24 protein-coding genes are annotated in these 24,569 nt (G+C 61.4%); 9 read left to right on the top strand and 15 right to left on the bottom strand.

The window, feature by feature from the left end:
* Positions 1-9: 9 nt before the first annotated feature.
* The 12 genes from HAQ05_RS15200 to ppsA form a co-directional block, all read right to left on the bottom strand.
* Positions 10-2,103 carry an LTA synthase family protein gene (locus HAQ05_RS15200; RefSeq protein WP_190422032.1) on the bottom strand — a complete coding sequence of 698 codons (2,094 nt, stop codon included), beginning with the start codon at positions 2,101-2,103 and terminating at the stop codon, positions 10-12.
* Positions 2,104-2,397: 294 nt separating this feature from the next.
* Entirely contained in the window at positions 2,398-3,258 is an 861-nt protein-coding gene (gene speE, locus HAQ05_RS15205) for a polyamine aminopropyltransferase (protein WP_190422034.1), read from the bottom strand.
* A 70-nt stretch (positions 3,259-3,328) separates the two neighbouring features.
* Positions 3,329-3,520 carry a PLDc N-terminal domain-containing protein gene (locus tag HAQ05_RS15210; RefSeq protein ID WP_190422036.1) on the bottom strand — a complete coding sequence of 64 codons (192 nt, stop codon included), beginning with the start codon at positions 3,518-3,520 and terminating at the stop codon, positions 3,329-3,331.
* Between the two features lie 70 nt (positions 3,521-3,590).
* Positions 3,591-4,124 (bottom strand): hypothetical protein, encoded by a 534-nt coding sequence (locus tag HAQ05_RS15215; RefSeq protein WP_190422039.1) that lies wholly within the window; start codon positions 4,122-4,124, stop codon positions 3,591-3,593.
* A gap of 88 nt (positions 4,125-4,212) precedes the next feature.
* On the bottom strand, positions 4,213-4,989 hold the full coding sequence (locus tag HAQ05_RS15220; RefSeq protein WP_190422040.1) for a hypothetical protein: 777 nt from the start codon (positions 4,987-4,989) through the stop codon (positions 4,213-4,215).
* A gap of 257 nt (positions 4,990-5,246) precedes the next feature.
* Entirely contained in the window at positions 5,247-6,299 is a 1,053-nt protein-coding gene (locus tag HAQ05_RS15225; protein WP_190422042.1) for an OmpA family protein, read from the bottom strand.
* 111 nt (positions 6,300-6,410) lie between these two features.
* Positions 6,411-6,977 (bottom strand): RNA polymerase sigma factor SigX, encoded by a 567-nt coding sequence (gene sigX, locus HAQ05_RS15230; RefSeq protein ID WP_190422044.1) that lies wholly within the window; start codon positions 6,975-6,977, stop codon positions 6,411-6,413.
* 113 nt (positions 6,978-7,090) lie between these two features.
* A complete protein-coding gene (locus HAQ05_RS15235) occupies positions 7,091-7,915 on the bottom strand; it encodes a mechanosensitive ion channel family protein (protein WP_190422046.1) in 825 nt (274 codons plus the stop codon).
* A 2-nt stretch (positions 7,916-7,917) separates the two neighbouring features.
* Positions 7,918-8,163, bottom strand: a complete 246-nt coding sequence (locus HAQ05_RS15240; RefSeq protein WP_190422048.1) for a CrfX protein — start codon at positions 8,161-8,163, stop codon at positions 7,918-7,920.
* A gap of 81 nt (positions 8,164-8,244) precedes the next feature.
* Positions 8,245-9,240, bottom strand: coding sequence for a zinc transporter ZntB (locus HAQ05_RS15245; protein WP_190422050.1), 996 nt, complete (start codon positions 9,238-9,240; stop codon positions 8,245-8,247).
* Positions 9,241-9,256: 16 nt separating this feature from the next.
* Positions 9,257-9,745, bottom strand: coding sequence for a ribonuclease E activity regulator RraA (gene rraA / locus HAQ05_RS15250; RefSeq protein ID WP_190422052.1), 489 nt, complete (start codon positions 9,743-9,745; stop codon positions 9,257-9,259).
* A gap of 165 nt (positions 9,746-9,910) precedes the next feature.
* Positions 9,911-12,280: a phosphoenolpyruvate synthase gene (gene ppsA, locus HAQ05_RS15255; RefSeq protein ID WP_190422054.1), complete on the bottom strand. Its 2,370-nt coding sequence runs from the start codon at positions 12,278-12,280 to the stop codon at positions 9,911-9,913.
* Positions 12,281-12,456: 176 nt separating this feature from the next.
* Here ppsA and ppsR point away from each other — a divergent pair, with 176 nt between their 5' ends.
* The 9 genes from ppsR to xopAW all read left to right on the top strand — a co-directional run bounded on the left by ppsR (position 12,457) and on the right by xopAW (position 21,729).
* A complete protein-coding gene (gene ppsR, locus HAQ05_RS15260; RefSeq protein ID WP_190422056.1) occupies positions 12,457-13,275 on the top strand; it encodes a posphoenolpyruvate synthetase regulatory kinase/phosphorylase PpsR in 819 nt (272 codons plus the stop codon).
* 213 nt (positions 13,276-13,488) lie between these two features.
* A complete protein-coding gene (locus tag HAQ05_RS15265) occupies positions 13,489-14,022 on the top strand; it encodes an ATP-dependent zinc protease family protein (protein ID WP_190422058.1) in 534 nt (177 codons plus the stop codon).
* A 5-nt stretch (positions 14,023-14,027) separates the two neighbouring features.
* Positions 14,028-15,569 (top strand): osmotic stress tolerance membrane protein RloB, encoded by a 1,542-nt coding sequence (rloB, locus tag HAQ05_RS15270; protein WP_190422060.1) that lies wholly within the window; start codon positions 14,028-14,030, stop codon positions 15,567-15,569.
* The gene (locus tag HAQ05_RS15275) at positions 15,569-16,546 is read left to right on the top strand and encodes an alpha-L-glutamate ligase-like protein (RefSeq protein ID WP_190422062.1); all 978 of its coding nucleotides are present in this window, start codon (positions 15,569-15,571) and stop codon (positions 16,544-16,546) included. The genes rloB and HAQ05_RS15275 overlap by 1 nt, the downstream gene beginning before the upstream one ends.
* 21 nt (positions 16,547-16,567) lie before the next feature.
* Entirely contained in the window at positions 16,568-17,917 is a 1,350-nt protein-coding gene (gene pabB / locus HAQ05_RS15280) for an aminodeoxychorismate synthase component I (protein WP_190422064.1), read from the top strand.
* Positions 17,918-17,980: 63 nt separating this feature from the next.
* Positions 17,981-18,715: a phosphoadenylyl-sulfate reductase gene (locus HAQ05_RS15285; RefSeq protein WP_190422066.1), complete on the top strand. Its 735-nt coding sequence runs from the start codon at positions 17,981-17,983 to the stop codon at positions 18,713-18,715.
* A gap of 235 nt (positions 18,716-18,950) precedes the next feature.
* Entirely contained in the window at positions 18,951-19,703 is a 753-nt protein-coding gene (locus HAQ05_RS15290) for a response regulator (protein WP_190422068.1), read from the top strand.
* Entirely contained in the window at positions 19,703-20,800 is a 1,098-nt protein-coding gene (locus HAQ05_RS15295; RefSeq protein WP_190422070.1) for a sensor histidine kinase, read from the top strand. The genes HAQ05_RS15290 and HAQ05_RS15295 overlap by 1 nt, the downstream gene beginning before the upstream one ends.
* 239 nt (positions 20,801-21,039) lie before the next feature.
* Entirely contained in the window at positions 21,040-21,729 is a 690-nt protein-coding gene (gene xopAW, locus HAQ05_RS15300; protein WP_190422072.1) for an EF-hand domain-containing protein, read from the top strand.
* 27 nt (positions 21,730-21,756) lie between these two features.
* Here the strand turns inward: xopAW and HAQ05_RS15305 are convergent, their stop codons facing one another.
* The 3 genes from HAQ05_RS15305 to HAQ05_RS15315 all read right to left on the bottom strand — a co-directional run bounded on the left by HAQ05_RS15305 (position 21,757) and on the right by HAQ05_RS15315 (position 24,569).
* On the bottom strand, positions 21,757-22,803 hold the full coding sequence (locus tag HAQ05_RS15305; protein ID WP_190422074.1) for an AI-2E family transporter: 1,047 nt from the start codon (positions 22,801-22,803) through the stop codon (positions 21,757-21,759).
* Between the two features lie 22 nt (positions 22,804-22,825).
* Positions 22,826-23,644: a DUF4892 domain-containing protein gene (locus HAQ05_RS15310; protein ID WP_190422135.1), complete on the bottom strand. Its 819-nt coding sequence runs from the start codon at positions 23,642-23,644 to the stop codon at positions 22,826-22,828.
* 73 nt (positions 23,645-23,717) lie between these two features.
* Positions 23,718-24,569 (bottom strand): alpha/beta hydrolase, encoded by an 852-nt coding sequence (locus HAQ05_RS15315; RefSeq protein WP_190422076.1) that lies wholly within the window; start codon positions 24,567-24,569, stop codon positions 23,718-23,720.

Below are 24,569 nucleotides of genomic sequence, written 5' to 3' on the forward strand. Positions count from 1 at the left end.
GGCCAAGGGTCATTCGCGCGGGCTTTGCTGCGCGCCGGCCGTATTGTCGAGCAGGCTTTTGGTCGCAGTCTGAATGTAGCTTTCCAGCAGCTTGCGCCCTTGCTCGATACTGGCCGGGTCATCGACCCGCTCTGCCTCGAAGTGCCGCCCCAGGGTGTAGTGGTACAGCCGTGGGTCAAGCTCCTTGGACTCGATCAACAGGCGGTCGCCACGCACGATACCCACCGTTTGCTCGCTGCCTGAAGGCTTGATCACACCGAAGCCGGCGTCGCCGGCCGGCAGGTTGAGCAGGTCGCGGCCCCAGCACTGGTGCTGGGTGGGGCCGCCCAGGCGGCCCATGATGGTGGGAACGATGTCGACTTGGGTGCCCACGGTATGGCTCACGGCACCAAATTTTTCCTGGATACCCGGGGCAATCATCAGCATCGGTACGTTGAAACGTGCCAGGTCCAGCTCGGTAACCTGGTAGTTGATGCCGAAGCCGTGGTCACCCACGATCACGAACAGGGTGTCTTTGTAGTAGGGCGATTTCTTGGCCCGCTCGAAGAACTGCCCCAACGCCCAGTCCGAATAACGCATCGCGGTCAGGTGCTCATCGAAATTGCCATGGCCCGTTACCCGCTCCACTGGCAACTGTGGTGGCAACGCATAGGGTACATGGTTCGACAGCGACTGCAGCAAGGCGTAGAACGGCTTGCCGGTGGCGGAGAGCTTGTCGAGCTCCTCGTTGCCACGGGTGAACATGTCTTGGTCGGATACACCCCAGGTAGGGTCGGAGAATACCGGGTTAACGAAGTCGTTGCGGCCAATGAACGTGGTCATACCCTGGTTGGCGAAAAAACCCGACTGGTTGTCCCAGGCGAAATCACCATTGTACACGTATACATCATGGTATTGGCGGGCACTCAATTGCGCCGGCAAGCCCGACAGCTTGTGGCTGCCCTCCGGGGTTTGCATCAGGTACTCGAAGCCCGGCAAGTTGGGAAAGCACCCCATCGTGGCGAACATACCCTGGTGGGTATGGGTGCCATTGGAGAAGAACCGGTCGAACAACAGCCCCTGCTTGGCCAGCGCATCGAAGTACGGCGTTATACCCGCGTCGCTGCCCAGCGCGCCCACCGAATGGCCGGCGAAGCTTTCGAGCAGGATCACCACCACGTTCTTGATGCCAGGCAGGGTGTTCTCTACCGGCGGGGTGAACACTCGGCGCACGGCAGCGCTGTCAGTATCTATCAACCGGTCGTTAGGCGTCAGCAGCATCTGGCGTACCTGTGCCGTCGCTTCCTGCTGCGGCAAGGTCGCCTTCCAGATGTTCGCCCGGTCCTCACCCGTGGCGGTGCGGTAGGCCTCCACCAGGCTGAGGGTGCCATTGAGCCCCAACTGGTTGGCGAAGATCGAATCGGTGGTGAAGGCATCCCCCCACCGCAACGGCGGCCCCTGGCGCAAGGTGCCGCGAGCGACGACCACCGCCACGCACAGCAGTACCAGGAATACCACCACCCGGCCATACCAGGGGGCCACGTGGTGGCCGGCTGGCGCCTCGGTAGCCAGGGCGTCACGCCGCAGCGTCAGGCGGTCGATGCCTTTGAACACCAGGCTCAAAAGCCAGGTAACCAACGCCCAGGCGAGCAAATAGCGCGCTACCGGGTAACCGTACCAGATCATGCTCAAGACCGTTTTCGGGTCTTCCTTCATATACTGGAACACCAGGCCGTTCAGCCGCTGGTGAAATTCCCGGTAAAAGTCGAGTTCCATCACCCCCAACAACAGCACGGCGCTGGCGGCTGCGGTGAGCCAGAAACGGAACACGCCGCGCCAGCGCATGGTATAGGCGAACAACGTCGCCAGCAGCACCGGTACCATTACGTATACCGTCACCTTGGCATCGAAACGCAGGCCATTGCCGAACGCTTCGAAGAAGGTGGCCGCCGGCGTGGTGCCGATCTGGTCGCGGTTGTAAATCAGCAACGCCAAGCGCAGGCCGCTTTGCAGCAGCATAAGCGCCAGGGTACACAACAGCAGGTAGGCAAGGTGCGACTTAAGGGTGGGCTGTCGCCGCCGCGGCGGCTTGCCCGCCGGGCTCAGGGCATCCTGGATGGCCATGTGTGGTTGGTTTTCCGTAAGCGGTTGAACATAAGGTCGCCTGAGCGAAAGCCAGGCGAGCTAGTGGAGTGCGTCAGAAGTTCGCAGCCGGATGGGTGGGCGGAGGTTGTGGGGCATGGCACCGCACCCGCCATAGCAGGGCTATGGTGAGACGCGGCAACGCAGCCCGGCAATAGAGCACACCACCCACATTGTGCAACCAAATTCTGAAACACCATACTAGCCGCCAATTGTCAGCGAACCCGAGTGAAAAATTCGTTTGGGAGAAGCGACCATGCCGCCTGGGCTGTGCTGTCAGGCATTGCTGGGCTTGTTCACGGCCTGCAACACATACTGTGGCAAGGCGAAAGCACCCACGTGAATGGCTGGGTTGTAGTAGCGGGTAACGATGCCACTGCCGGCGAAACGCCGGTGCAAGGTTTCGACCGGCAGCTTGCGGTAATCGCTGCGGGTAGCGCCCCAGGCGAAGGCCATGGCGCCACCGATATAAGTGGGCACCGCCGCTTGGTAGAAGTGCCAGTCGGCGAACACCCCGCGCAGGCGCCCCGCGGTGTTCTTTACGCCGCCAAGCTGCATGAAGGGGGTACCGTTCTGGGTAACTAGAATGCCGCCCTCGTTCAGGCAGCGGTGGCAGGCCTGGTAGAAGTTCTCGGAGAACAACACTTCGCCTGGGCCGATCGGGTCGGTAGAGTCGGAAATGATTACATCGAAGGTTTCGCGGGTATTGGCCACGAACCGCATGCCGTCGTCGATCACCAGGTTCAGGCGCGAGTCTTCGAAAGCGCCCTTGGAATGCTCCGGCAGGTAGGTTTTGCACATATCGACCACCGTGGCGTCGATCTCAACCATGGTGATGTGCTCCACCGACGCATGCTTGCAGACCTCCCGCAACATGCCGCCATCGCCACCACCGATGATCAACACGCGCTTGGCCGCGCCGTGGGCGAAGATCGGCACATGGGTGAGCATTTCGTGGTAGATGTATTCGTCGGCCTCGGTGGTTTGGATCACACCGTCCAACGCCATCACCCGGCCCATCACCGGGTTCTGGAAAATCACCAGGTGCTGGTGCTCGGTACGCACTTCGTGCAGCATTTTCTCGATGCGAAAACGCTGGCCATAGCCTTCGTACAGTGTTTCCTGGTAGTCGCTCATGGGCATGCCCCTACAACGATGGAAAGGGGCGCATTCTACGTCGAAGGGCGTGACAAATCGAACCCGGTGTTTATAAGCGAACGTTTCCCCGCGGCCCAGCTATGGCCCAGATAATCAGCCCCAACACCGGCAGCAGTACGATCAATAAAATCCACAACACCATCATGCCGATCTCGGCCTTGCTCTTGAGTACGTTAACGATCGCCCAGATATCCAACGCCAGGATGACCAAGCCCACCAAGCTGTTGAAAGTCGAACCCATGTCTGGCTCCTTGCTAATGGCACCTCCCTTAGGCCGTGGCCATGGCCGGCGGTTCCCTGGCGTGGCGCGTTCAGCCGGTGTGGAGGGCGACACGCAGTGCCTGCAGCGAGGGTGCCGCGGCGATACCCAATTGCGTGCACAGTTCGACCACCCGTGGCACATCGTGCCCGTACACCAGCACCATCTGCAGCTCGAAATCCAGCCGTTCGCCAAAATCGACCAACACATAGCCGCCCAGGTCTTTGCTCAGTGCCGCCAACTGCGTCTGGATACGGGTGAGCGCGGCCAAGGGTTCAGTGCGGGCCAACTGCTTGGGCTTAAGGTGGATGGCCACTTGCTCGCCGAACGAGGCGCTCACCTGCCCGAACAGTTCGGCGTAGCTGTCGGCTTGGAAGAACACGGTATCGGGCAGGCTACCGAGCACTATCCACTGCCACAGCGGGATCGGAAAGCTGTCGTCGTAGTTGATATCCGGGTTGGCAGCCAGAAAGGCAGCCGCGTCGGCATGGGCTTGGGCCGCTTCGGCGGCGACCTGCTCGATCTCTTCGGCTTGCATGCAGCCGGAACTGATCAAGGTGATGAGTTCGATCAGCAGCGTTTTCATCGGTGCAATCACTTGTAGGCTGAGAAATCGAGGGCGCAGCATAGCAGAAAGCCGAGCGGCCGGCCGGGCGCGGCCGCCGCCAGGTACGTCAGTGAACAGCGCGCAAGCCAAAGCGCGCCCGGTGCACCCGTGCGCTTACCTGTTCGGCCGGCTCTCCCGCCGCCGCCGCCACGATCGCCTCGCCCACCCATCCACGCCGGCCGCTGACCTGCCCACGGCTGAGGTCAAGCTGGGTGTGCAGCACCTGCTCAAGCTGGTCCAACTTGGCGCGGGTGTGCGGCCAGGCGTGCAGCCACCCGCCAGGTTGGCCCGGTGCGCCGAGGGCCGCGGCCAACTGTGCCAGCCACGCTGCATAATGTTGGGCCAACCAATGCAGTTCGAGCTTCCAACGCCCTTGCTCCTTGCGCAGCCCGACACCCTGAGCGCGCTCATCAGTGCCCAGGGTGACCCAGCTGTGCTCCAGCCAGGCCGCTGCCAGCTCCCTACCATCGGCCGCCAGCGCTTGGCTAAGCCCTTGGCAGAAACTCGGCAAGTCTAGCTCCATGCGCACCGCCTGCGCCGGCGCCGCAGGGCGGGCAGCCGCCCCGCGCAATTGCGCCAAGCGGGCATTGAGCGCTGGCATGCCGTGAAAACGGCGTTCCCCTTGCGCCCCCATCGCCGTCAACCCCAACTCGCTTTCCAGCAGCGGCACCCACCGCTCCAAGAAGGGTTGAATCAGCGTCGCCGATGGGCCCTCCAAGCCCATGGCGTGGAGCGTGGCACGCACCCCCTGCTGAACGCGCCCGGCGTCGCAGGCGACACCATCGTCGGACAAAGCTTGAGCAATCGCTTGGCAAAACGAACTGAATTGAAGGCTGGACGACACGAGCAAAGACCATGTATGCGGTTAACATTAACCGCTAATTCTCCCACAGCCAGCGCACCATGCCGGTAAAATCTGACGCCGCGCACGCCGTTCGTCCCAAAGGCCAATGCCGGCAACCCTTAACACCTTGCGCCGCCAGCCGTGCCAGTATGGGGGTTGTACAAGGGCGCCACGGGCCCCAGCGCCAAGCGGCTGCCCGCAACGGGCGCGCATAAAAAAGCCCGGCACAGGGCCGGGCTTTCTCACGCACTCACCAATTATTTGGATTGTGCTTCTACTTCAGCTTCAACACGACGGTTTACAGCGCGACCGGCTTCGGTGGCGTTGTCAGCAACCGGCTTGGACTCACCGTAGCCAACCGAATTCACACGGCTACCTTCAACGCCGTACTGGTTGACCAGCACGTTACGCACAGCGGCAGCACGTTTTTCGGACAGCTTCTGGTTGTAAGCATCGGTACCCACGGAGTCGGTGTGACCTTCCACGGTGGTGGTGGTCTGCGGGTACTGCTTCATGAAGTCAGCGAGGTTTTTGATGTCGGCATAGCTGTTAGGCTTGACCACGGCCTTGTCGAAATCGAACTTCACGTCCAATTCGACGCGAACAGTCTGCGCAACGGCCGGGCAACCGTCGGCATCGACAGCAGTGTTGGCCGGGGTATCCGGGCACTTGTCGACGTTGTCGCATACGCCATCTTGGTCGGCGTCGGAGCAAACGTCTGCCACCGGAGCGGGCGCCACTTCGGCAACCTTCTTGGTGCCGCCACCAAAGTTCACGCCAACACCTACGCTAGGTGCCCACTCGGTTTCGCCACGGTCGATGTTGTACATCGCCTCGACGCCTGCACGAGCATAGATGTTCTCGGTGAAGTAGTACTTGGCACCGGCACCCGCGTTGAAGAAGGTGGAGTGGTCACGGCCGCTGTGGCCGTCGGCTTGAACGTTGCTGATGCTCTGCTGGGAGAAACCGGCCGAGACATACGGACGCAGGCCTACACCGGGCGTACCGAAGTGGTACAGAGCGTCGATGGCCGCGTCGCCACCGTGGATCTTCTGGCTACCGGTACCGTTCTTCGAACGCATGTTGTGAATGCCGTCGTAACCCAGGCGCAGTTCGACGTCGTCGGTCAGGAAGTAACCGATCGAGCCGCCGTACAGGTTGCCATCTTTCAGGTCACGGGAGCTATCGGTGTAGTACTTCTTGGTAAAAAGCTCACCCTCGACTGCGCCTTGGCCCTGCGCCAGTACGCCGAAAGAGGTTGCGGCAACAAGAGAGCCGATGGCCAGGCCCAAGGTGTTTTTCAATTTCATCCGTTAAATCCCCATATGGTGATTGTTAAGCGGCCCTCCCAAAATGCCTGGAGGGCAACTCGACGTCAATTCTAGCAGAACTTGACGCCCGTTAGAGATATCCGTGCCATTTTAAGTTTCAGGCATGTCCGCGAATTTATCTCGGAGCTTGTCCAGGGCACGTTTGTATCGCATTTTCGTAGCGCTCAACCCCATGTGCATGATATCGGCAATTTCCTGAAATTCCAGTTCTGCCACGAAGCGCAGCACCAAAATTTCCCGGTCAATCGGGTTCACATGCACTAACCAGCGGTCGAGTCCTCCTCGCTCATCCGGCTTGGGCGCCTTGTCTTCAGACGCTTCCTCGACTGGGTCGAGGCTCAATGCGTCCATCAGGCGGCGCTTGCGCCGTTCCTTCCTGTACTGCGTGATGCATTCGTTGTAAGTGATGCTATATAGCCAGGTTTTGAACTTCGATTTACCTTCGAAGTTCTTCAGGCCATACAGGACCTTCAACATCACCTCCTGACAGACATCATCGGCATCTCTATCGTTCCCAAGATAACGTGCGCACACATTGAACAACGTGCGCTGATATCGGCGCATCAGCTCCTCATAGGCGCGCGTGACGTGGAACAGCTCTTCGTGCGAACGCGCCACCAGCGCCTCATCGGAGAGCGCGCGCGGGTCATAACGCATCGGAGGCTGGGGCACTGTAGTCAAGTCGGGTCTAGCCGGTATCAAGTTCACATCCACGAATGCCCGCACCAGCAAGCATTTTTCGGGGCGGCATACTACCAGCATTTGCCCCCTCAGCGGCTAGTCACGTTATGCTCGAGCAAGCGCTTGTTCGACAGCGAAACCAGTTCGCCCTCCTCTGTAATCAGGGTTGTCTTCACCGTACCGATCTCCTCGATGTGCCCTTCTACGCCATCCAGCCGCACATGTTGGCCCACCTGGTATAGCTCCCGTACATAAATGCCCGCGATGATCTGCCCGGCGACGTCGCGGCTACCCAGCCCCATGGCCAGGGCAACCGCCAGGCCAATGGTGACCAGCACGATGACGATCACATGGTTGAGCAGGTCGGTCTTGATCTCAAGCTGGCTGATGGCCACGGAAATGCTGATGACTATCACCAGCCACTGCGCGATACGGCCAAGCCCCGCGGAATAGTCTAGCCCCACGCCCTCGGCGGCACCGCGCACGATACCGTTCGCCAGTTGTGCGAGCAACACCCCCACCAGCAACACCAAGGCGCCACCAAATACTTTCGGCAGGTACAGCGCCAGCACATCGAGGGTCGCTGAAACACGCTGCAAGCCAAGGGATTCGGCCGCCGATACCAGAAACACCAGCAGCACGAACCAGTAGACGATCTTGCCCACCAACGCCGAAATCGGCACGCGGATACCGGCGCGGCCCATCAGTTTGGTCAAGCCGGTGCCGCCCATGATCCGATCGAGGCCGAGCTTGGCAAGCAAACGCGAGAGCAGCGCGTCGAGCAATTTGGCGACGACAAAGCCCAGCAGCACCACCACCAACGCACCGAACAGGTTGGGGATGAAGCCTGCCACTTTGGTCCACAATGCGGTCATCGCCGTGACCAGGCTCTGTGTCCAGAGGTCGAGTTCCATGTTCAATCAGCCTTATCCGCGCCTTCTGCGCGGCGGGTACGACGGGAAACGGGGGCCACGTGCGCCGAGCCATTGTTCACCGCAATCATGAACGCCTGCAGGCAGCGGCCCATCAGGCCGAATAGGTCGGTTGCCCCTACCTGGCGGTTCGCGGTTTTCAATACACGGCCCAGCCGCTCGCTGTGATCGCGGTGGGCACCTGGGGCGTTGAGCATGTCGCGCAGCGACTGTTCGAACGGATCGTGCATAGGGCACTCCTCGTTAAATATGAACGGGAGACGTGCCATGGTCGCGGTGGGTCACATGCCCTGAGCGAACTTTCATCATTGCTACAACCAGCGCAAGCGGCGGAACATCCACCACTCTGCCGCGGCCAACAGTAGCAATAACGCACAGGTCACAAAAAACCCATAGGGGTTGGACGCGCCAGGGATGCCGCCCACATTCGTGCCCAGCAGGCCGGTAAGGAAGGTCATCGGCAGGAAGATCCCGGTAATCACGCCAAAGCGGTACATGGTCCGGTTCATCCGTTCGTTCAGGCTACGGTCTTCGGCTTCCAGCAGCAGGGCCACCCGCTCACGAGACAACTCCAACTCCTCAAGGTAGCGGGTAAGGCTGTTGTTGAGCTCATTCCAGTAATCGCCGTCATCGGCGGCGAACCACGGTAGCTTGGCCCGGGCCAATTGCCCATAGATGTCGCGCTGGGGGGCGAGGAAACGGCGCAAGCCCGCCGCCCGACGGCGCAGTTGCAACAGGCCGTTGTGCTCGGGCTGGTAGCGGTCGTCGGCATCGATGCGCTCCTCTTCTTCATCGAGGGTGTCGCTAAGGCCGCCGACCAGGTCTTGAACGCGCTCGGTCAGGTGCTGGGCGATATACAGAATAAGTTCCGAGGCAGTCCGCGGCCCCTTGCCCGCCATCAGTTGGCCAATCAACTCGTCAGTGGCGCGTAGCGGCCGCAGCCGCAGCGACACCACGCGCTGGGCCTGGGCGAAAATACGCACCGACACCATGTCTTCGGGTTGCGCGCCGGGGTTCAAGTTGACCCCGCGCAAAAAGAGCAGCAACTCGGCGTCGGGCAGCGGCAACAGCCGCGGGCGGGTGTTCTCTTCGAGCAATAGGTCGCAGACGAACTCGCTTAACCCGCTGTTATCGCGCAACCAGGCCTGGGCCAGGGGGTGGCCGCGGTCCCAGTGCAGCCACAGGCTGTGCCCGGGGGCCAATTGCAGGGCGTGCAGTTCGCCATAGCGCAACCAACGTGCGCCACCTTGGCCGTCCAGCACCAAGGCATGCACTAGGCCCCATGCGGCGTTTTCTTCTTCGAACATCCTTAACTCAGCATCCTTATTCGGGCAGGCTCAAGGCGACCGGAGACAGGATAACGCCGTTGTTGTCGGCATAGATGAATTCACCTGGGCGCAAGGTAACCCCCGCAAAGGTCACCGGCACCCCGACGTCGCCAATGCCGCGCTTATCGGTTTTCATGGGGTGGGCGGCCAAGGCCTGCACGCCCAGATCAATCTGCGCAAGCACGTCTACATCACGCACACAGCCGTAAACCAACACACCTTGCCAGCCGTTGCGCGCGGCTTTTTCCGCGAGCAGGTCACCGAGCAAGGCCCGCCTGAGCGAGCCGCCACCGTCGACCACCAGCACCTTGCCGGCACCGTGCTGCTCGACCAGTTCCTTGACCCTCGAGTTGTCTTCGAAGCATTTGACGGTCACGATCTGGCCACCAAAGGTATCGCGGCCACCGAAGTTGAGAAACATAGGTTCCAGCACCTGCACCTGGTCCGGGTAGGCGTCGCACAAATCGGGAGTGAGGTAGCGCATGGTGAACTCCTATGGGCAAGGCATGCAGCATTACCGCAAAGCTTAGCCGTGAACACCTCCGCCGAGCCACCCTGGCTTGAGACGGTTGCCGGGCGGGCCGTGAGCGTTGCCTCGTATGAGGCACTGCGCTCACGCCCCCTTATGGGGTTGCTAACCGAGCAGGGTTCAGGGCTGGCCTTCGGCGAGGAAGAACCAGGTTTCAAGCACCGAATCGGGGTTCAGCGATACGCTTTCGATACCCTGCTCCATCAGCCATTTGGCCAGGTCCGGATGGTCCGAGGGGCCTTGGCCACAGATACCGATGTATTTGCCGGCCTTGTTACAGGCGGCAATGGCACTGGCCAGCAGCTTCTTGACCGCCGGGTTACGCTCGTCGAACAGGTGCGCGATGATCCCCGAGTCGCGGTCCAGGCCCAGGGTCAATTGGGTCAGGTCGTTCGAGCCGATGGAAAAACCGTCGAAGTACTCCAGGAATTCGTCGGCCAGCAACGCATTGGACGGCAATTCGCACATCATGATGACCTTCAGGCCGTTTTCGCCACGCTTGAGGCCATTGCTGGCGAGCAGGTCGACCACTTGGCTGGCTTCGCCCAGGGTGCGCACGAACGGCACCATGATCTCTACGTTGGCCAACCCCATGTCGTTGCGAACGCGCTTGAGCGCGCGGCATTCGAGTTCGAAGCAATCGCGGAATGCCTCACTGATGTACCGCGACGCCCCACGAAAGCCCAGCATCGGGTTTTCTTCTTCGGGTTCGAACAGTTTGCCGCCAATCAGGTTGGCATACTCGTTGGACTTGAAGTCCGACAGCCGCACGATCACTTTCTTGGGGTAAAACGCCGCCGCTAGAGTGCTGATACCTTCGACCAGTTTCTCGACGTAGAAGCCCACCGGGTCCGGATACCCGGCAATACGCTTGTCGACGCTTTGTTTCACCTCAGGTGGCAAGTCGGCATAGCCGAGCAATGCCTTGGGGTGCACGCCGATCATGCGATTGATGATGAACTCCAGCCGCGCCAGCCCCACGCCTTCGTTGGGCAACTGGGCGAAGTCGAAAGCGCGGTCGGGGTTGCCCACGTTCATCATGATCTTGAATGGCAGCGCCGGCATGGCATCAACGGAGCTTTCCTTGATGTCGAAGCCCAACTGGCCTTCGAAAATGAAGCCGGTGTCGCCCTCGGCACACGACACCGTCACGCCCTGGCCATCTTTAAGCAATTCAGTGGCATTGCCGCAACCGACCACCGCCGGGATGCCCAGTTCGCGGGCGATGATCGCCGCGTGGCAGGTGCGCCCGCCGCGGTTGGTGACGATAGCGCTGGCGCGCTTCATCACCGGTTCCCAATCGGGGTCGGTCATATCCGACACCAGCACGTCACCGGCTTGGACTTTGTCCATCTCGGACACATCGTGGATCACCCGCACCTTGCCCGCGCCGATGCGCTGGCCGATGGCACGGCCTTCGATCAGCACCTTGCCCTTCTCCTTGAGCAGATAGCGCTCCATCACGTTGGCGCTGCCGCGGCTTTTGACGGTTTCTGGGCGCGCCTGAACGATATACAGTTGGCCATCGTCCCCGTCCTTGGCCCACTCGATGTCCATTGGCCGGCCATAGTGCTTCTCGATGATCAACGCCTGCTTGGCCAACTCGCTGACCTCGGCGTCTGTCAGGCTGAAGCGGGCGCGTTCGGCTTTATCGACCTCTACGGTCTTGACCGAGCGGCCGGCCTTGGCTTCGTCGCCATAGACCATTTTGATCGCCTTGCTGCCCAGGTTGCGCCGCAGGATCGCCGGGCGCCCCGCCTCGAGCGTGCCCTTGTGCACATAGAATTCATCCGGGTTGACCGCGCCCTGCACCACGGTTTCACCCAGGCCATAGGCGGCCGTGATGAACACCACGTCACGAAACCCCGACTCGGTGTCGAGTGTGAACATCACCCCCGCGGTACCGGTTTCGGAGCGCACCATGCGTTGCACGCCTGCCGACAGCGCCACCAGCTTGTGATCGAAGCCCTGGTGCACGCGGTAGGCGATGGCGCGGTCGTTGAACAGCGACGCGAACACTTCCTTGGCCGCACGGATCACGTTGTCGACACCGCGGATATTCAAAAAGGTTTCTTGCTGGCCGGCAAAAGAGGCGTCCGGCAGGTCTTCAGCAGTGGCCGACGAGCGCACCGCTACGGCGATGTCTGGGTTGCCCTTGGACAGCTCGGCAAAATGCGTGCGGATCTCCCGATTGAGCTGTTCGGGAAATTCAGCCTCCATCACCCATTGGCGAATTTGTGCGCCGGTTTTGGCCAGGGCGCTGACGTCATCGACATCCAGCGCATCGAGTGCGGCGTGGATCTGGTCGTTCAGCCCGCTCTGTTCGAGGAAATCGCGGTACGCCTGCGCGGTGGTCGCAAAGCCACCAGGCACCGACACCCCAGCGCCGGCAAGGTTGCTGATCATCTCGCCCAGGGAGGCGTTCTTGCCGCCCACGTGCTCCACATCATGCACGCCCAGCTTTTCGAGGGAAATTACGTACTCTACCAAGGTGATCTCTCCACTGACTGGGTTGGAACAACTCAGAAACCGGGAGGCTTACAAGGGCACTCCCTGGCAACATTGGCCTAGACCCTCAAAAAAACCCTGAGAACGCGGTCTCCGTGGCCGGCGAAAACGGGCGTATCATAGCCAAGAAAATCCGGCAGCTTAAGGCCCCTGAACAGATGAAACGTTCCGCCTTTTTCATTTCCGATGGTACTGGCATCACTGCCGAAACCCTGGGCCAAAGCCTGTTGGCACAATTCGAAAACATAACATTCAACAAGTTCACCCGGCCCTACATCGATAGCATCGACAAAGCCCGGGCAATGGTCGCGCACATCAACTCTGCCGCCGAGCGCGACGGCGTGCGCCCGATCATCTTCGACACCATCGTGAACCGGGACATACGCGACATCCTGGCCACCTCCAACGGCTTCATGATCGATATATTCTCGACGTTTCTGGCACCCTTGGAGCAAGAGCTAGGTGACCATTCGTCCTATTCGGTGGGCAAGTCCCACTCCATTGCCCGCAACGCCGCCTACATGGAGCGCATCGAGGCGGTAAACTTTGCCCTGGATAACGACGATGGAGCGCGTACTCACTATTACGACAAGGCCGACTTGATTCTGGTCGGCGTCTCGCGTTGTGGCAAAACACCCACCTGCCTATACATGGCCATGCAATTTGGCATCCGCGCCGCCAACTACCCATTGACCGAAGACGACATGGAGCGCCTGCAACTGCCAGGCGCGCTTCAGGCGCACCGGCAGAAACTGTTCGGCCTGACCATCGACGCCGACCGCCTTACCGCCATCCGCCACGAACGCAAGCCCAACAGCCGCTACTCGAGTTTCGCCCAATGCGAGTTCGAAGTGCGCGAAGTCGAAAACCTGTTCCGCCGTGAGAATATTCCGAATATTAACTCCACCCACTTCTCGGTGGAGGAAATCTCTACCCGCATTCTTGCGCAAATGGGCGTCGAACGGCGGTTCAAATAGGTCAAAGTTCGCCGATGTCGTTTAAAACGGCATAAAAACCGCAGCACTGGGCGACAGTGTGGGTCCTGCTGCGCAGGCCGCGTGGCGCTGGCGCCATAAACACACCATGCTAGAATCCGCCGCCCATCAAGGGCCGTGGGGTGGGTACGAAAAACCCAGGTTTCTGGCGTTTTTCGCACATGCTCACGTCGGCCACTGCCAAACATAGGACACATGACCCACACCAAGCTCCCCACCCTGCTTGGCCTGATGCTGCTGCCTGGCCTGGGCCTGGCGCAGGGCAAAGTGACCTTCGGGCTCAACGAATACGCACGGCTCGACATCGACTTGGAAGTGCCGGCAAAGCTCGACACCGGCGCCGTCACCGCCTCGCTCAGCGCCCGGGACATCACCCGTTTCAAGCGCGACGGGCAACCCTGGGTTCGCTTTTACCTGGCCATCGATAATGCCCATGCTCACCCCATCGAGCGCCCACTCGCACGGGTCAGCCGTATCAAGCGCCGGGCGGATGACTACGACGCCGAACAGGGCCCGCGCTACACCGCCCGGCCCGTGGTCGAACTCAGCGTGTGCATGGGCGACCGTTTGCGCACCCTGCAGGTGAACCTGACCAACCGTAGCACCTTCCAGTATCCGCTGTTGATCGGTGCCGAAGGGCTCGAACAGTTCAATGTCGTGGTCGATCCCAGCCTGAGGTACAGCGCTGGCAAGCCCACCTGCGCCACTGTCGCGCCCACCGCCGAGTAGACCGAATGCGTTCGCTGAACCTTCATTTGAAGATCCTCATTGCCGTATTGGTGTTGTTAGGCGCAGGCATCACGGGCTACCAAATCTTCGTGCTGGGCATTCCGGTCAGCGAAGATGAAACCGATGACCTGTGGAATATCGACGCCAAGGTCGCCTTCATCGCCACGCCGAATGTGCCGGTCAAGGTGCAAATGTACGTGCCGCCGCTGGCCCATGACTTCGTGAGCCTCAATGAAAGCTTCATCTCCAACAACTATGGGGTGAACGTCAACCGCATCGATGGCAACCGCAAGGTCACCTGGTCGGCGCGGCGCGCCTCGGGTAACCAAACGCTCTACTACCGCCTGGTGCTCACCAAGCGTTACAGCCAGGATAAACCCAAGGTCAAAGGGCCTGTTTTTCGCGACAGCGTGCCGCTGGATGGTCCCGAGAAGGTCGCTGCCGACGCCCTGCTGGCACCGATCCGCCAGCACTCTGCAGACGTCGAAACGTTCATTGGCGAAACGATCAAGCGGGTCAACAACCTGAACGACGACAACGTCAAGTTGCTGTTGGGTGGCGACAGTTCCCCTGTGCACAAGGCACGGGTGATAGACCTGCTGTTGTCGGTCGCCCACGTGCCGCTGGAGCGGGTGCACACCCTGCGCCTGGTTGCCAATATGCCCCAGGTGCCCGAACTGTGGCTGCGCAGCTTCAATGGTAACGACTGGCTGTACTTCAACCCCGAAACCGGCGAACAAGGCCTGCCTGCCGACCGGTTGATCTGGTGGACCGGCGACGACAACCTGGTCGCGGTCGAGGGCGGAAAAAAGGTGCTGGTCAGCTTCACCCTCAATAACAGCGAAATGAACGCGATACGCCTGGCCAAGCTCACCGACGAGAATACCGACGCAGACTTTCTCGAATACTCGCTGTACAGCTTGCCCCTGCAAACCCAGCAAACCTTCATGATCATGGTGATGATCCCCATCGGAGTATGGGTGATCCTCATCTTGCGTAACCTGATCGGCCTGCAAACGCTGGGCACATTCACCCCCGTGTTGATCGCCCTGGCTTTTCGCGAAACCCAATTGGGCTACGGCATCGCCTTGTTCAGCTTGATCACCGCCCTGGGGCTGTCGCTGCGCTCGTACCTGGAGCACCTGAAGCTGCAGATGCTGCCCAGGCTTTCGGTGGTGCTCACCTTCGTGGTGGTGATGATTGCCACCATCAGCTTGCTCAGCCACAAACTGGGCCTGGAGCGCGGCTTGTCGGTAGCGCTGTTTCCGATGGTGATCCTGACCATGACCATCGAGCGACTGTCGATTACCTGGGAAGAGCGTGGCGGTGGCTACGCCATGAAGGTGGCGGCCGGCACGCTGCTGGCCGCGTCGCTTGCGCACATCTTGATGAGCGTACCGCAGATGATCTACTTCGTATTCACCTTCCCGGCCGTTTTGCTGATCTTGGTGGGTTTCATGCTGGCCATGGGCAGGTACCGCGGTTACCGGCTCAGCGAACTGATCCGCTTCAAGGCGTTTACCCAGGATAACGAGGCCGGCGCTTGATGTTTGCTTTTCTCAAAACCTGGAAGGCGCTTCAGGCCCGCGGCATCATGGGCATCAACCGGCGCAATGCCGACTACGTGCTGAAGTACAACGACCGCAGGCTCTACCCTGGCGTCGATGACAAGATCACCACCAAAGAGCGCGCGCTGGCCGCGGGCATCCATGTGCCAGACCTCTATGGGGTGATCAGCACCGAAAAACAGATCAGCCGCCTGGGCGCTTTCATAGACGCCCGGGATGGCTTCGTCATCAAGCCGGCCCAGGGCGCGGGCGGCGATGGCATTTTAGTAATCACCGACCGTTTTGAAGACCACTACCGCACGGTCTCTGGCAGCCTGCTGAGCCGCGCAGACCTCGAACACCAGATTTCCAGCATCCTTACCGGCCTGTACTCACTGGGCGGGCATCGTGACCGAGCATTGATCGAATACCGGGTCAAACCTGACCCGATCTTTCGTGCCATCAGTTATGAAGGCGTGCCAGACATCCGCATCATCGTGCTGATGGGCTACCCGGTCATGGCCATGCTGCGCTTGCCCACTCGCCAGTCCGGCGGCAAGGCAAACTTGCACCAGGGCGCCATCGGCGTGGGCGTGGACCTTGCCACGGGTATAACGCTTCAGGGCACTTGGCTGAACAAGATCATTCGTAAGCACCCTGACACCACCCATGCGGTCGACGGCGTGCAACTGCCTGATTGGGCGGGTTTCATGGCGCTGGCCGCGAGCTGCTACGAGCTATGCGGACTGGGTTACATCGGGGTGGACCTGGTGCTGGACGAAGAGAAGGGCCCGCTGATTCTCGAGCTGAACGCCCGCCCCGGCCTGAACATCCAGATTGCCAACGACTGTGGCTTGGCCCACCGTACCGAAGCAGTAGAGCGGCATTTGGCAGAACTTGCACAAAACGGCGCCAGCGAAAACGCCGAAGAACGGGTACGATTCACCCAATCCCTGTTCGGCCACGTCGGCCCCTGAAGGTTCTTTAGTTCCCCGGCCATGCCTTTTTGCACCCTCCTTGCCTTGCCTTATCAAGCTGACCCGGCCCGCTATTTCGACCGTATTCGCCAAGCGCCTGGGGCCGTGTTACTCGATAGCGGCCGCCCCCATGCCGGCCGCGGCCGCTTCGACCTGCTCAGCGCTTGGCCGCTGGCAACCCTGCAACCAGGGCCCCAGGAGCATGGCGAGGTTTTTTTCGAACGCGCGCGCCAAGCCCTGGCCAGCCTCGGCCCCGCCGAACTGCCCAGCGGTAACCCTCTGCCGTTTGCCGGCGGCCTGATTGGCTACCTGGCATACGACTTCGGGCGCCACCTGGCGCCGCTGCCCCAGCCCAACCCCGACGACCTACAACTACCCAGCGCCACCTTGGGGCTGTACGCCTGGGCACTGATCAGCGACCATCACGCCCGCAGCAGTACCCTTGTACTGCACCCAGCGTTGCCCGCGGCCGAAGGCAAGCGCCTGGCCGAGCTGTTTCAAAGCCCGGCCGCGCCTGCACCTGCTCGCTTCCACTTGACCGCTGCGCTGGCCAGCGATGTGGATGCCACACAGTACCGGCAGGCCTTCGAACAGGTACAGGCGTATATCGCTGCCGGCGATTGCTACCAGGTCAACCTCACCCGCCGTTTCAGTGGCCAATGCCAGGGCGACCCATGGGTGGCTTACCAGCACCTGCGCCAAGTGTGCCCAGTACCGTTTTCGGGATACCTGCACCTGGCAGGCGGCATCACCCTGCTCAGCCATTCGCCGGAGCGCTTCATCGCCGTGCATGGCCGGCGGGTGGAGGCGCGCCCGATCAAGGGCACGCGCCCCCGCGGCCACACCCCAGCCGAGGACCATGCCTATGCCGAGCAATTGTTGGCCAGCCCCAAAGACCGGGCCGAAAACCTGATGATCGTCGACTTGCTGCGCAATGACCTGGGGCGTAACTGCCGGGTCGGCAGCGTGAGGGTACCCGAACTGTTCGCGTTGGAGAGCTACCCTAACGTTCACCATATGGTCAGCAGCGTCGAGGGCGAGCTGGCCACGGGCAAGGATGCCCTGGACCTGCTGGCCGGCAGCTTCCCCGGCGGCTCGATCACCGGCGCGCCGAAGATCCGCGCCATGCAAATCATCGACGAGGTCGAGCCGAGCCCACGGGCCATCTACTGCGGCTCGCTGCTTTACCTCGACGTGCGTGGTGAAATGGACAGCTCCATCGCCATCCGCACGCTGCTCGTCAAAGGCGAGCGCATCCATTGCTGGGGCGGCGGCGCGGTGGTGGCCGACTCCAATTGCCAAGCCGAATTCGACGAATCGTTTTATAAAGTACAGGTGTTGCTGGAGGCCCTGGCCGAGCTGCCGGGCTGACTTTTTGTTACCATTTACCTCATTCGAGCGCCAAAGCGCCATAGCCACCAGGAAAACCGTCTGATGAGCCACCCCTTCGATGTCGCCGAAACCGCGGCGGCCTATGCGGGCCAGTCACCCCAGGACATTCTGAAACTCGCCTTCGAGCATTTCGGTGATGAACTATGGGTATCGTTCAGCGGTGCCGAAGACGTGGTGCTGGTAGACATGGCCTGGAAACTGAACCCGAACGTGAAGGTATTCAGCCTGGACACTGGCCGGTTGCACGCCGAAACTTATCGTTTCATCGAGCAGGTACGTGAGCATTACGGCATTGCTATCGAGGTGCTGTCGCCGGAGCCGACGCCATTGCAAGCAATGGTCAAGGAAAAAGGCTTGTTCAGCTTTTATAAGGACGGCCATGGTGAATGCTGCGGCATCCGCAAGATCGCCCCATTGCGCAAGAAGTTAGCCACCGTGACCGCTTGGGCCACCGGCCAGCGCCGCGACCAAAGCCCCGGCACGCGCAGCCACGTGGCCGCGGTAGAACTCGACGGGGCTTTCTCTACCCCCGAACGCCCTTTGTACAAATTCAACCCCTTGGCGCAGATGAGCAGCGAAGAGGTGTGGATGTACATCCGTATGCTCGAACTGCCCTACAACAGCCTGCATGAGCGCGGGTTCATCAGCATCGGCTGCGAACCGTGCACGCGCCCAGTGCTGCCACGCCAGCACGAACGTGAGGGGCGTTGGTGGTGGGAAGAAGCCACCCAGAAGGAATGCGGCTTACATGCCGGCAACGTTATCGCCCGGCAATGACGTTGCCGCTATAAAAAGTGCTTAGCGCGGAAACGGTGAGGCCACCGGGGCGGTTGCCTTCGACCCTTTATGAAGTGATTCTCGGTTTTTGTATCTTGGCCGATACATTAAGGAAATTCCCGCAACACCTTTGCTTGGTAGCCTGGCCTGATCAATGCCCTTTCGGCTATGCCGCCATGGGCCTATCCTTTCTACAAATCGCTACCAGGCGCCCACTCGGCTAGATGACCTACGCATGCAAACGACTACTGCCGGCGATGCCAATGGCACGCTCGAGGATGAAAAACGCTGGAACACTCGCGCGCTGATCGTCGATGACGATGTGCCGATCCGCGAACTGTTGATTGACTACCTCGCGCGTTTCGGCATTCGGGGGCATGGTGTGAGCGATGGTGTAGAAATGCGCGAAGCCATGCAACAGGACACCTACGACGTGGTAGTGCTCGACCTGATGCTGCCCGGCGAGGACGGTTTGGCACTGTGCCGGCAACTGCGTGCCGAATCCGACATCCCGATACTGATGCTGACCGCCCGCTGCGAGCCTACCGACCGCATCATCGGCTTGGAACTGGGCGCCGATGACTACATGGCCAAACCCTTTGAACCTCGCGAATTGGTAGCCCGGATCCAAACCGTCTTGCGCCGGGTACGCGATGATCGCGGCGACCCGCGCGGCAACATCCGCTTCGATAATTGGCGGCTGAACAGCGTGCTGCGCCAATTGGTATCGCTCGAAGGCCTAGTGGTGCCCTTGTCCAACGCCGAATTCCGCCTGCTTTGGGTATTCCTGGAACGCCCACGGCGGGTACTGAGCCGCGAGCAACTGCTCGATGCAGCCAGGGGCCGGTCCATAGAGGCGTTTGATCGCAGCATTGACTTGCTGGTTTCACGGCTGCGGCAAAAGCTTGGCGACGACCCAAAAGCCCCGGCCCTGATCAAAACGGTACGCGGTGAAGGCTACTTGTTCGACGCCCGGGACATCGGTTGATGCGCAGTGCCGATACGCTGTTCGCCCGCCTGTTCGGTGTATCGTTGGTGGCCATCGTGCTCGCACATGGGCTGGCGTTCTTATGGTTCCAGCAGTATGGGGCGCCGCCGCCACCACCGCCGCCAGGGTATCCAATGGGCGAGCAGCGCCTGGACGACCCCGGCCTAGGCGAGGCCTTCGAAGGTACCCCGCCCACCGCCGGGCCAAAGCACTTTCCCGGCCCACCGGAGCGCTCGTTTTTTGGCGGGCCCGTGGTGCCATTTCTGTTCCAACTGGTTACGCTGGTGGCGGCGGCCTGGTACGGTGCCAAGTTGCTGTCCAGGCCCATCCGCCGGTTCAGCGAGGCGGCCGAGCGGCTGTCGGAGAACCTCGACAGCGCGCCGATGGAAGAAGACTTGGGCCCGCGCGAAGCGCGCCAGGCCGCGCAAACCTTCAACCGCATGCAGCGGCGCATCCGTGAGCAAGTACAACAACGTGCGCGCATGCTCGGGGCGGTATCCCACGACCTGCGCACGCCACTATCACGGCTTAAGCTACGGTTGGAGCAGGTGTCGGAGGAAAAACTGCAGAACCAGATGCGCCAAGACCTGGATGACATGATCGGCATGCTCGATGCCACCCTGACCTACCTGCACGAGCAACGTACCAGCGAAGCGCTGCAATGGTACGACGTGCAGGCGCTGGTCGAGTCATTATGCGAAAACGCCCAAGAGAACGGTAGCCCGGCCCAGGCGCAAGGCCAGTGCGCGCCGCTATACACCCAACCGATGGCGTTGCGTTCATGCGTGACGAACCTGCTCGACAATGCCCTGCGCTATGCTGGCCCCACCACGGTATCGCTGGAAGACAGCACCGGCGAATTGGTCATACGGGTGATCGACCATGGCCCAGGCATCAGTGCCGACAAGCTTGAAACCGTATTCGAGCCGTTCTACCGCTTGGAAGGTTCGCGCAATCGCAATTCCGGCGGCGTAGGCCTGGGCATGACCATTGCCCGTGAAGCCGCGCTGCGGCTGGGCGGTTCGCTGGCCCTGGAGAAAACCCCAGGGGGCGGGCTCACCGCCACGGCCCGCATACCGCGCCTGCCCAAGGTATAACCGCGGTTACAAAGGCCACATACCACCGATACCACTGTTCGCCAAGCTGATGGCCCAGAAGTTCGCATCAGCATTGACGCCGGATATGTTGCCGGGCATTGCGCCATCGCCAGCCATAGCAGCCGGCAATACGGCCCGGCAGCAAAAGGCACCCTCAAAAGGGGCAGCCAACTTCTGAGACACCACCCCAGCGTCCCAAATGCCTCGGAATTGCGCAGGCACCACACAGGAGCAACCCCATGATCAGTGGCGTCAGTGGTTCCTCGGGCGATTATTTCACCCGTTCGAGCAGCAGTACCTCGGCCCCTTCCAGCGATGACTCGTTTCAGAAAAAATTACTCACCGCGCTTGATACCGATGGCGATGGTGAAGTCAGCAGCAGTGAGCTGACCACTGCCCTGGACAGCGCTGAGCAAAGCGGTGACACCGGTAAACAAGGGGTGTTGGTCAGCCTTAGCCAAAGCTTCAGCGACCTAGACAGCGATTCAGACGACGGCCTGAGCTTGGACGAGTTTTCGGCGATGGCCCCGCCGCCGCCAACGGCCGGCAAAGCCTCGGTGGATGACCTGTTCACCACCCTGGACAGCGACGGCAACGGTGAAATCAGCAGCGATGAGCTCAGCAGCGCATTAAGCACCAGCTTGGCCAGCAGCAGCGACCAAGCCAGTGAATGGCTGAGCTCGTTGGACAGCGACGACGAGGGTAGCGTCAGTGAAAGCGAACTGGCCGCCGCGTTGATGCCACCGCTGCCAACCGACCAGGCCGACAGCGCTGGCACCCGCGATGAGAGCGTGCAAGCCTCCGATAGCACCCAAAGCAGCAGCCAGCAACAGGCTGCCGAGGCGCTGCAGCGGATGATTGCCAACCTCAGCAAGCAATACGGCACGGCCAGCAGCGCCAGCGGTAGCACCATCAGTACGGCGGTTTAACCCGGTGCCGCCGCGCCACGCGCGGGGTCAGGGGGCCTTCACACCCTGCCCCCGCGCCCAATCGGTGAGCAGGCTATAGGCGACCGCCAGCAGCGTGGGGCCAATGAATAGCCCAATGAAGCCGAACGCTAATAGCCCACCAAACACCCCCAGCAATACGATCACCAACGGCAGGTCACCACCACGGCTGATCAGGTAGGGTTTGAGCACGTTGTCGACGCCACTGACCACGAACGTACCCCAAATCGCCAGAAAGATACCCATCCCCCAGGAGCCTTTCCAAAACAGCCAAAGGGTGGCTGGAATCCATGCCAGCGGTGGCCCCATCGGCACCAGGCTGAGCAGGAACGTAAAGATCCCCAATACCAGCGCCCCCGGCACACCGGCGATCAAAAAGCCGATTAACGCCAAGGCCGCCTGCGCCGCAGCGGTGCCGATTACCCCATTGACCACACGCTGTACCGTCCCGGCCACCAGTTGCAGGTAATAATCGGCACGCGCACCGATCAGCCGCTGCAGTAGGCTCAATACGAACGCCTCCACCCGCGGCCCATCACGGTAGAAGAAGAACACGAACACCAAGCTCAGGGTCAGCTCCAGCACGCCGCCGCCGAGCTGGGCACTGCGCGCCAGCAGCCAATTGGCCAACTGCCCCATATGGGGCTTCAGCGACTGCAACATCGCCGCGCCTTGCTGGTCGAGGGTGTTCCACCACGTCACCAGGCGATCACCGAACAATGGCACCTGGCCAAGCCATGCCGGCGCAGCGGGCAAGCCGTCGACCTGCACGTCGCGGATAAGCGCCGTGGCATCCCGCACGTGGTCGACGAGGTTGAAGCCCAGCCATATCAGGGGCAGTAATACCAACAACGCCCAGCCCAATGTCAGTACTGCCGCGGCCAGTGTCGCATGCCCCCGCAGCAGGCGTGTCAGCCCGCGCATCAGCGGCCAACTGGCGTAGGCCAGGATCGCCCCCCATAGCAGCGCTGAGGCAAAGGGCAACATCACCCATACACAGGCGACCAACAACAGCAGCAAGAGCACCTGCACCAGCAAGCGATCGGTATTGATCATCGGGGGCATCCTTGGACGTAGGTCAGCGCAGCCATTGGAGTTCCAGCGCGCCCACTCGTTCTATGCTCTGCAAGCGCGCCGCGCGCACGCCTTCGGCTTGCAGGGCGTCGCACCAGGCCTGGGCCTGTGCGCCGTTCACACTCACGCGCAACGCGCTGTCCAGGTTCAGCGCGCGGGCGATTACACTGGCCCATTGCGCATCGGGGCCATTGGCCAGTTGGGCGAACTGAAGGGTACCGGTTTCGCGCAACTCGCGCAGCAGCGTCGCGGGGGTAGGCAATACGGTGCCCAGGGGTTGATCCGCCTCGAACTGTTCCAGGTGTAGCGCCACGCGGCGGTTGCCGCGGATAACGGTGTACACAGCCAGTAGAGTTCGGGCGTCCTGGCGCACCAGCAGGAAAGCTTGCTGGTCGTCGGCACCGAGCAGGCGGGCATTGCCGAATACTTCATTGGCCCATAGGCTGCTCTCACCGCAATCGCGGCCCTGGCACCAGAACAATACCTGCGCCTGTGGGTCGCGCAGCCCATCACGGGCCTGGCTGAAGGTCGATGCCACCGAGCGCTCCGGGGGCAGCTCATAGGTCACCGTGCTCACCACACCGCGGGCCTCTATACGGCCCTCCATACGTAACCGGCCGCTGATTTTGCGCAGTGCCCCCAGCGGATAACGGCGCTCTGCCTCGGCGGGCGGGCGTTGCTCTACTACACGCGCATCGGCCTGCTGCATCAAGGTTTCCAGCGCTGGCTGGGCCTGGCCGGTAGCGGCCAAGGCAAACAGGCACAGCGCCGCCAGCAGGCGCCCACGCGCAGCACCAAAAATCCATCTGGCACCGGTTTGCATGGCGGTGGCGGCAATCAACAGCATGGCGTTCTCCTCTACAGGCCGCCAAGCCTCTGCAGTTGCCCTGCCCAAGTCAAGAAAACGCGAAGAAACGATTGATACAGTCTGCAACAAGCTGAGCGCCCACGTCGTCATCGATGTGCAAATGGTGACCGCCCGCCAGTGTCACCTGTTGCAGTGGCAACCCGGCCAGCACTGCCCGGTGGTCCCTGAGAATGCCGCGCTCGGCCAGCATCAGCAAGGCTGGGCAGGTCAGCGCGCCGGCATGAGCGAGCGCCTGGTCCAAGGTCAGCCGCACTGGCGAGGCTAACATCAAACGGCTATCGCTGCGCCAGGTGTAGCCGCCCTCCACGCTGACCAAGCCGCGCTCGGCCAACAATTCGGAAGCGCCACGGCTGACCGCCAGGCGCCCACGCATGCGCGCTTCGATGGCGCGTTCGCGGTGGGCGTACAGGGGCTTGCGTTTGTTCGCCAATGCCAGCCGTTCACGCAGCGCTTGGCCAAGCCGCGCGGGGCCATGCTCGGGCGCTTCGGTGGGGGGCAGCAAGCCGTCGATCAATGCCAGGCGCTCGACACGTTCCGGGCAGGCAGCGGCCAATTGCACACTGATGATCGCCCCCAGCGAATGGCCGATCAGGCTAAAGCGCTGCCACCCCAAGTGCTCGGCCACCTGCAGTGTATCCTCGGCATAGGCCCACAACGGGTAGCCGGCGCCCGCCGCACGATGCCCTGATAAGCCATGCCCGGCCAAGTCGAGATGCAACACACGTAGCCCTTCGAGCCGCGGCGCCAAACGCGCGAAACTGCCGGCGTTGTCGAGCCAACCATGCAACGAAATCGCCGGCGCGCCGTCGCGGGGCCCGCTGAAGTAACCGGCCAGGTCTATATGGGGCAACGCCAGGCAAACCGGCTGCAGCATGGCCAT

This window comes from Pseudomonas typographi (genome assembly GCF_014694385.1).
GTDB classification, from domain to species: Bacteria; Pseudomonadota; Gammaproteobacteria; order Pseudomonadales; family Pseudomonadaceae; genus Aquipseudomonas; species Aquipseudomonas typographi.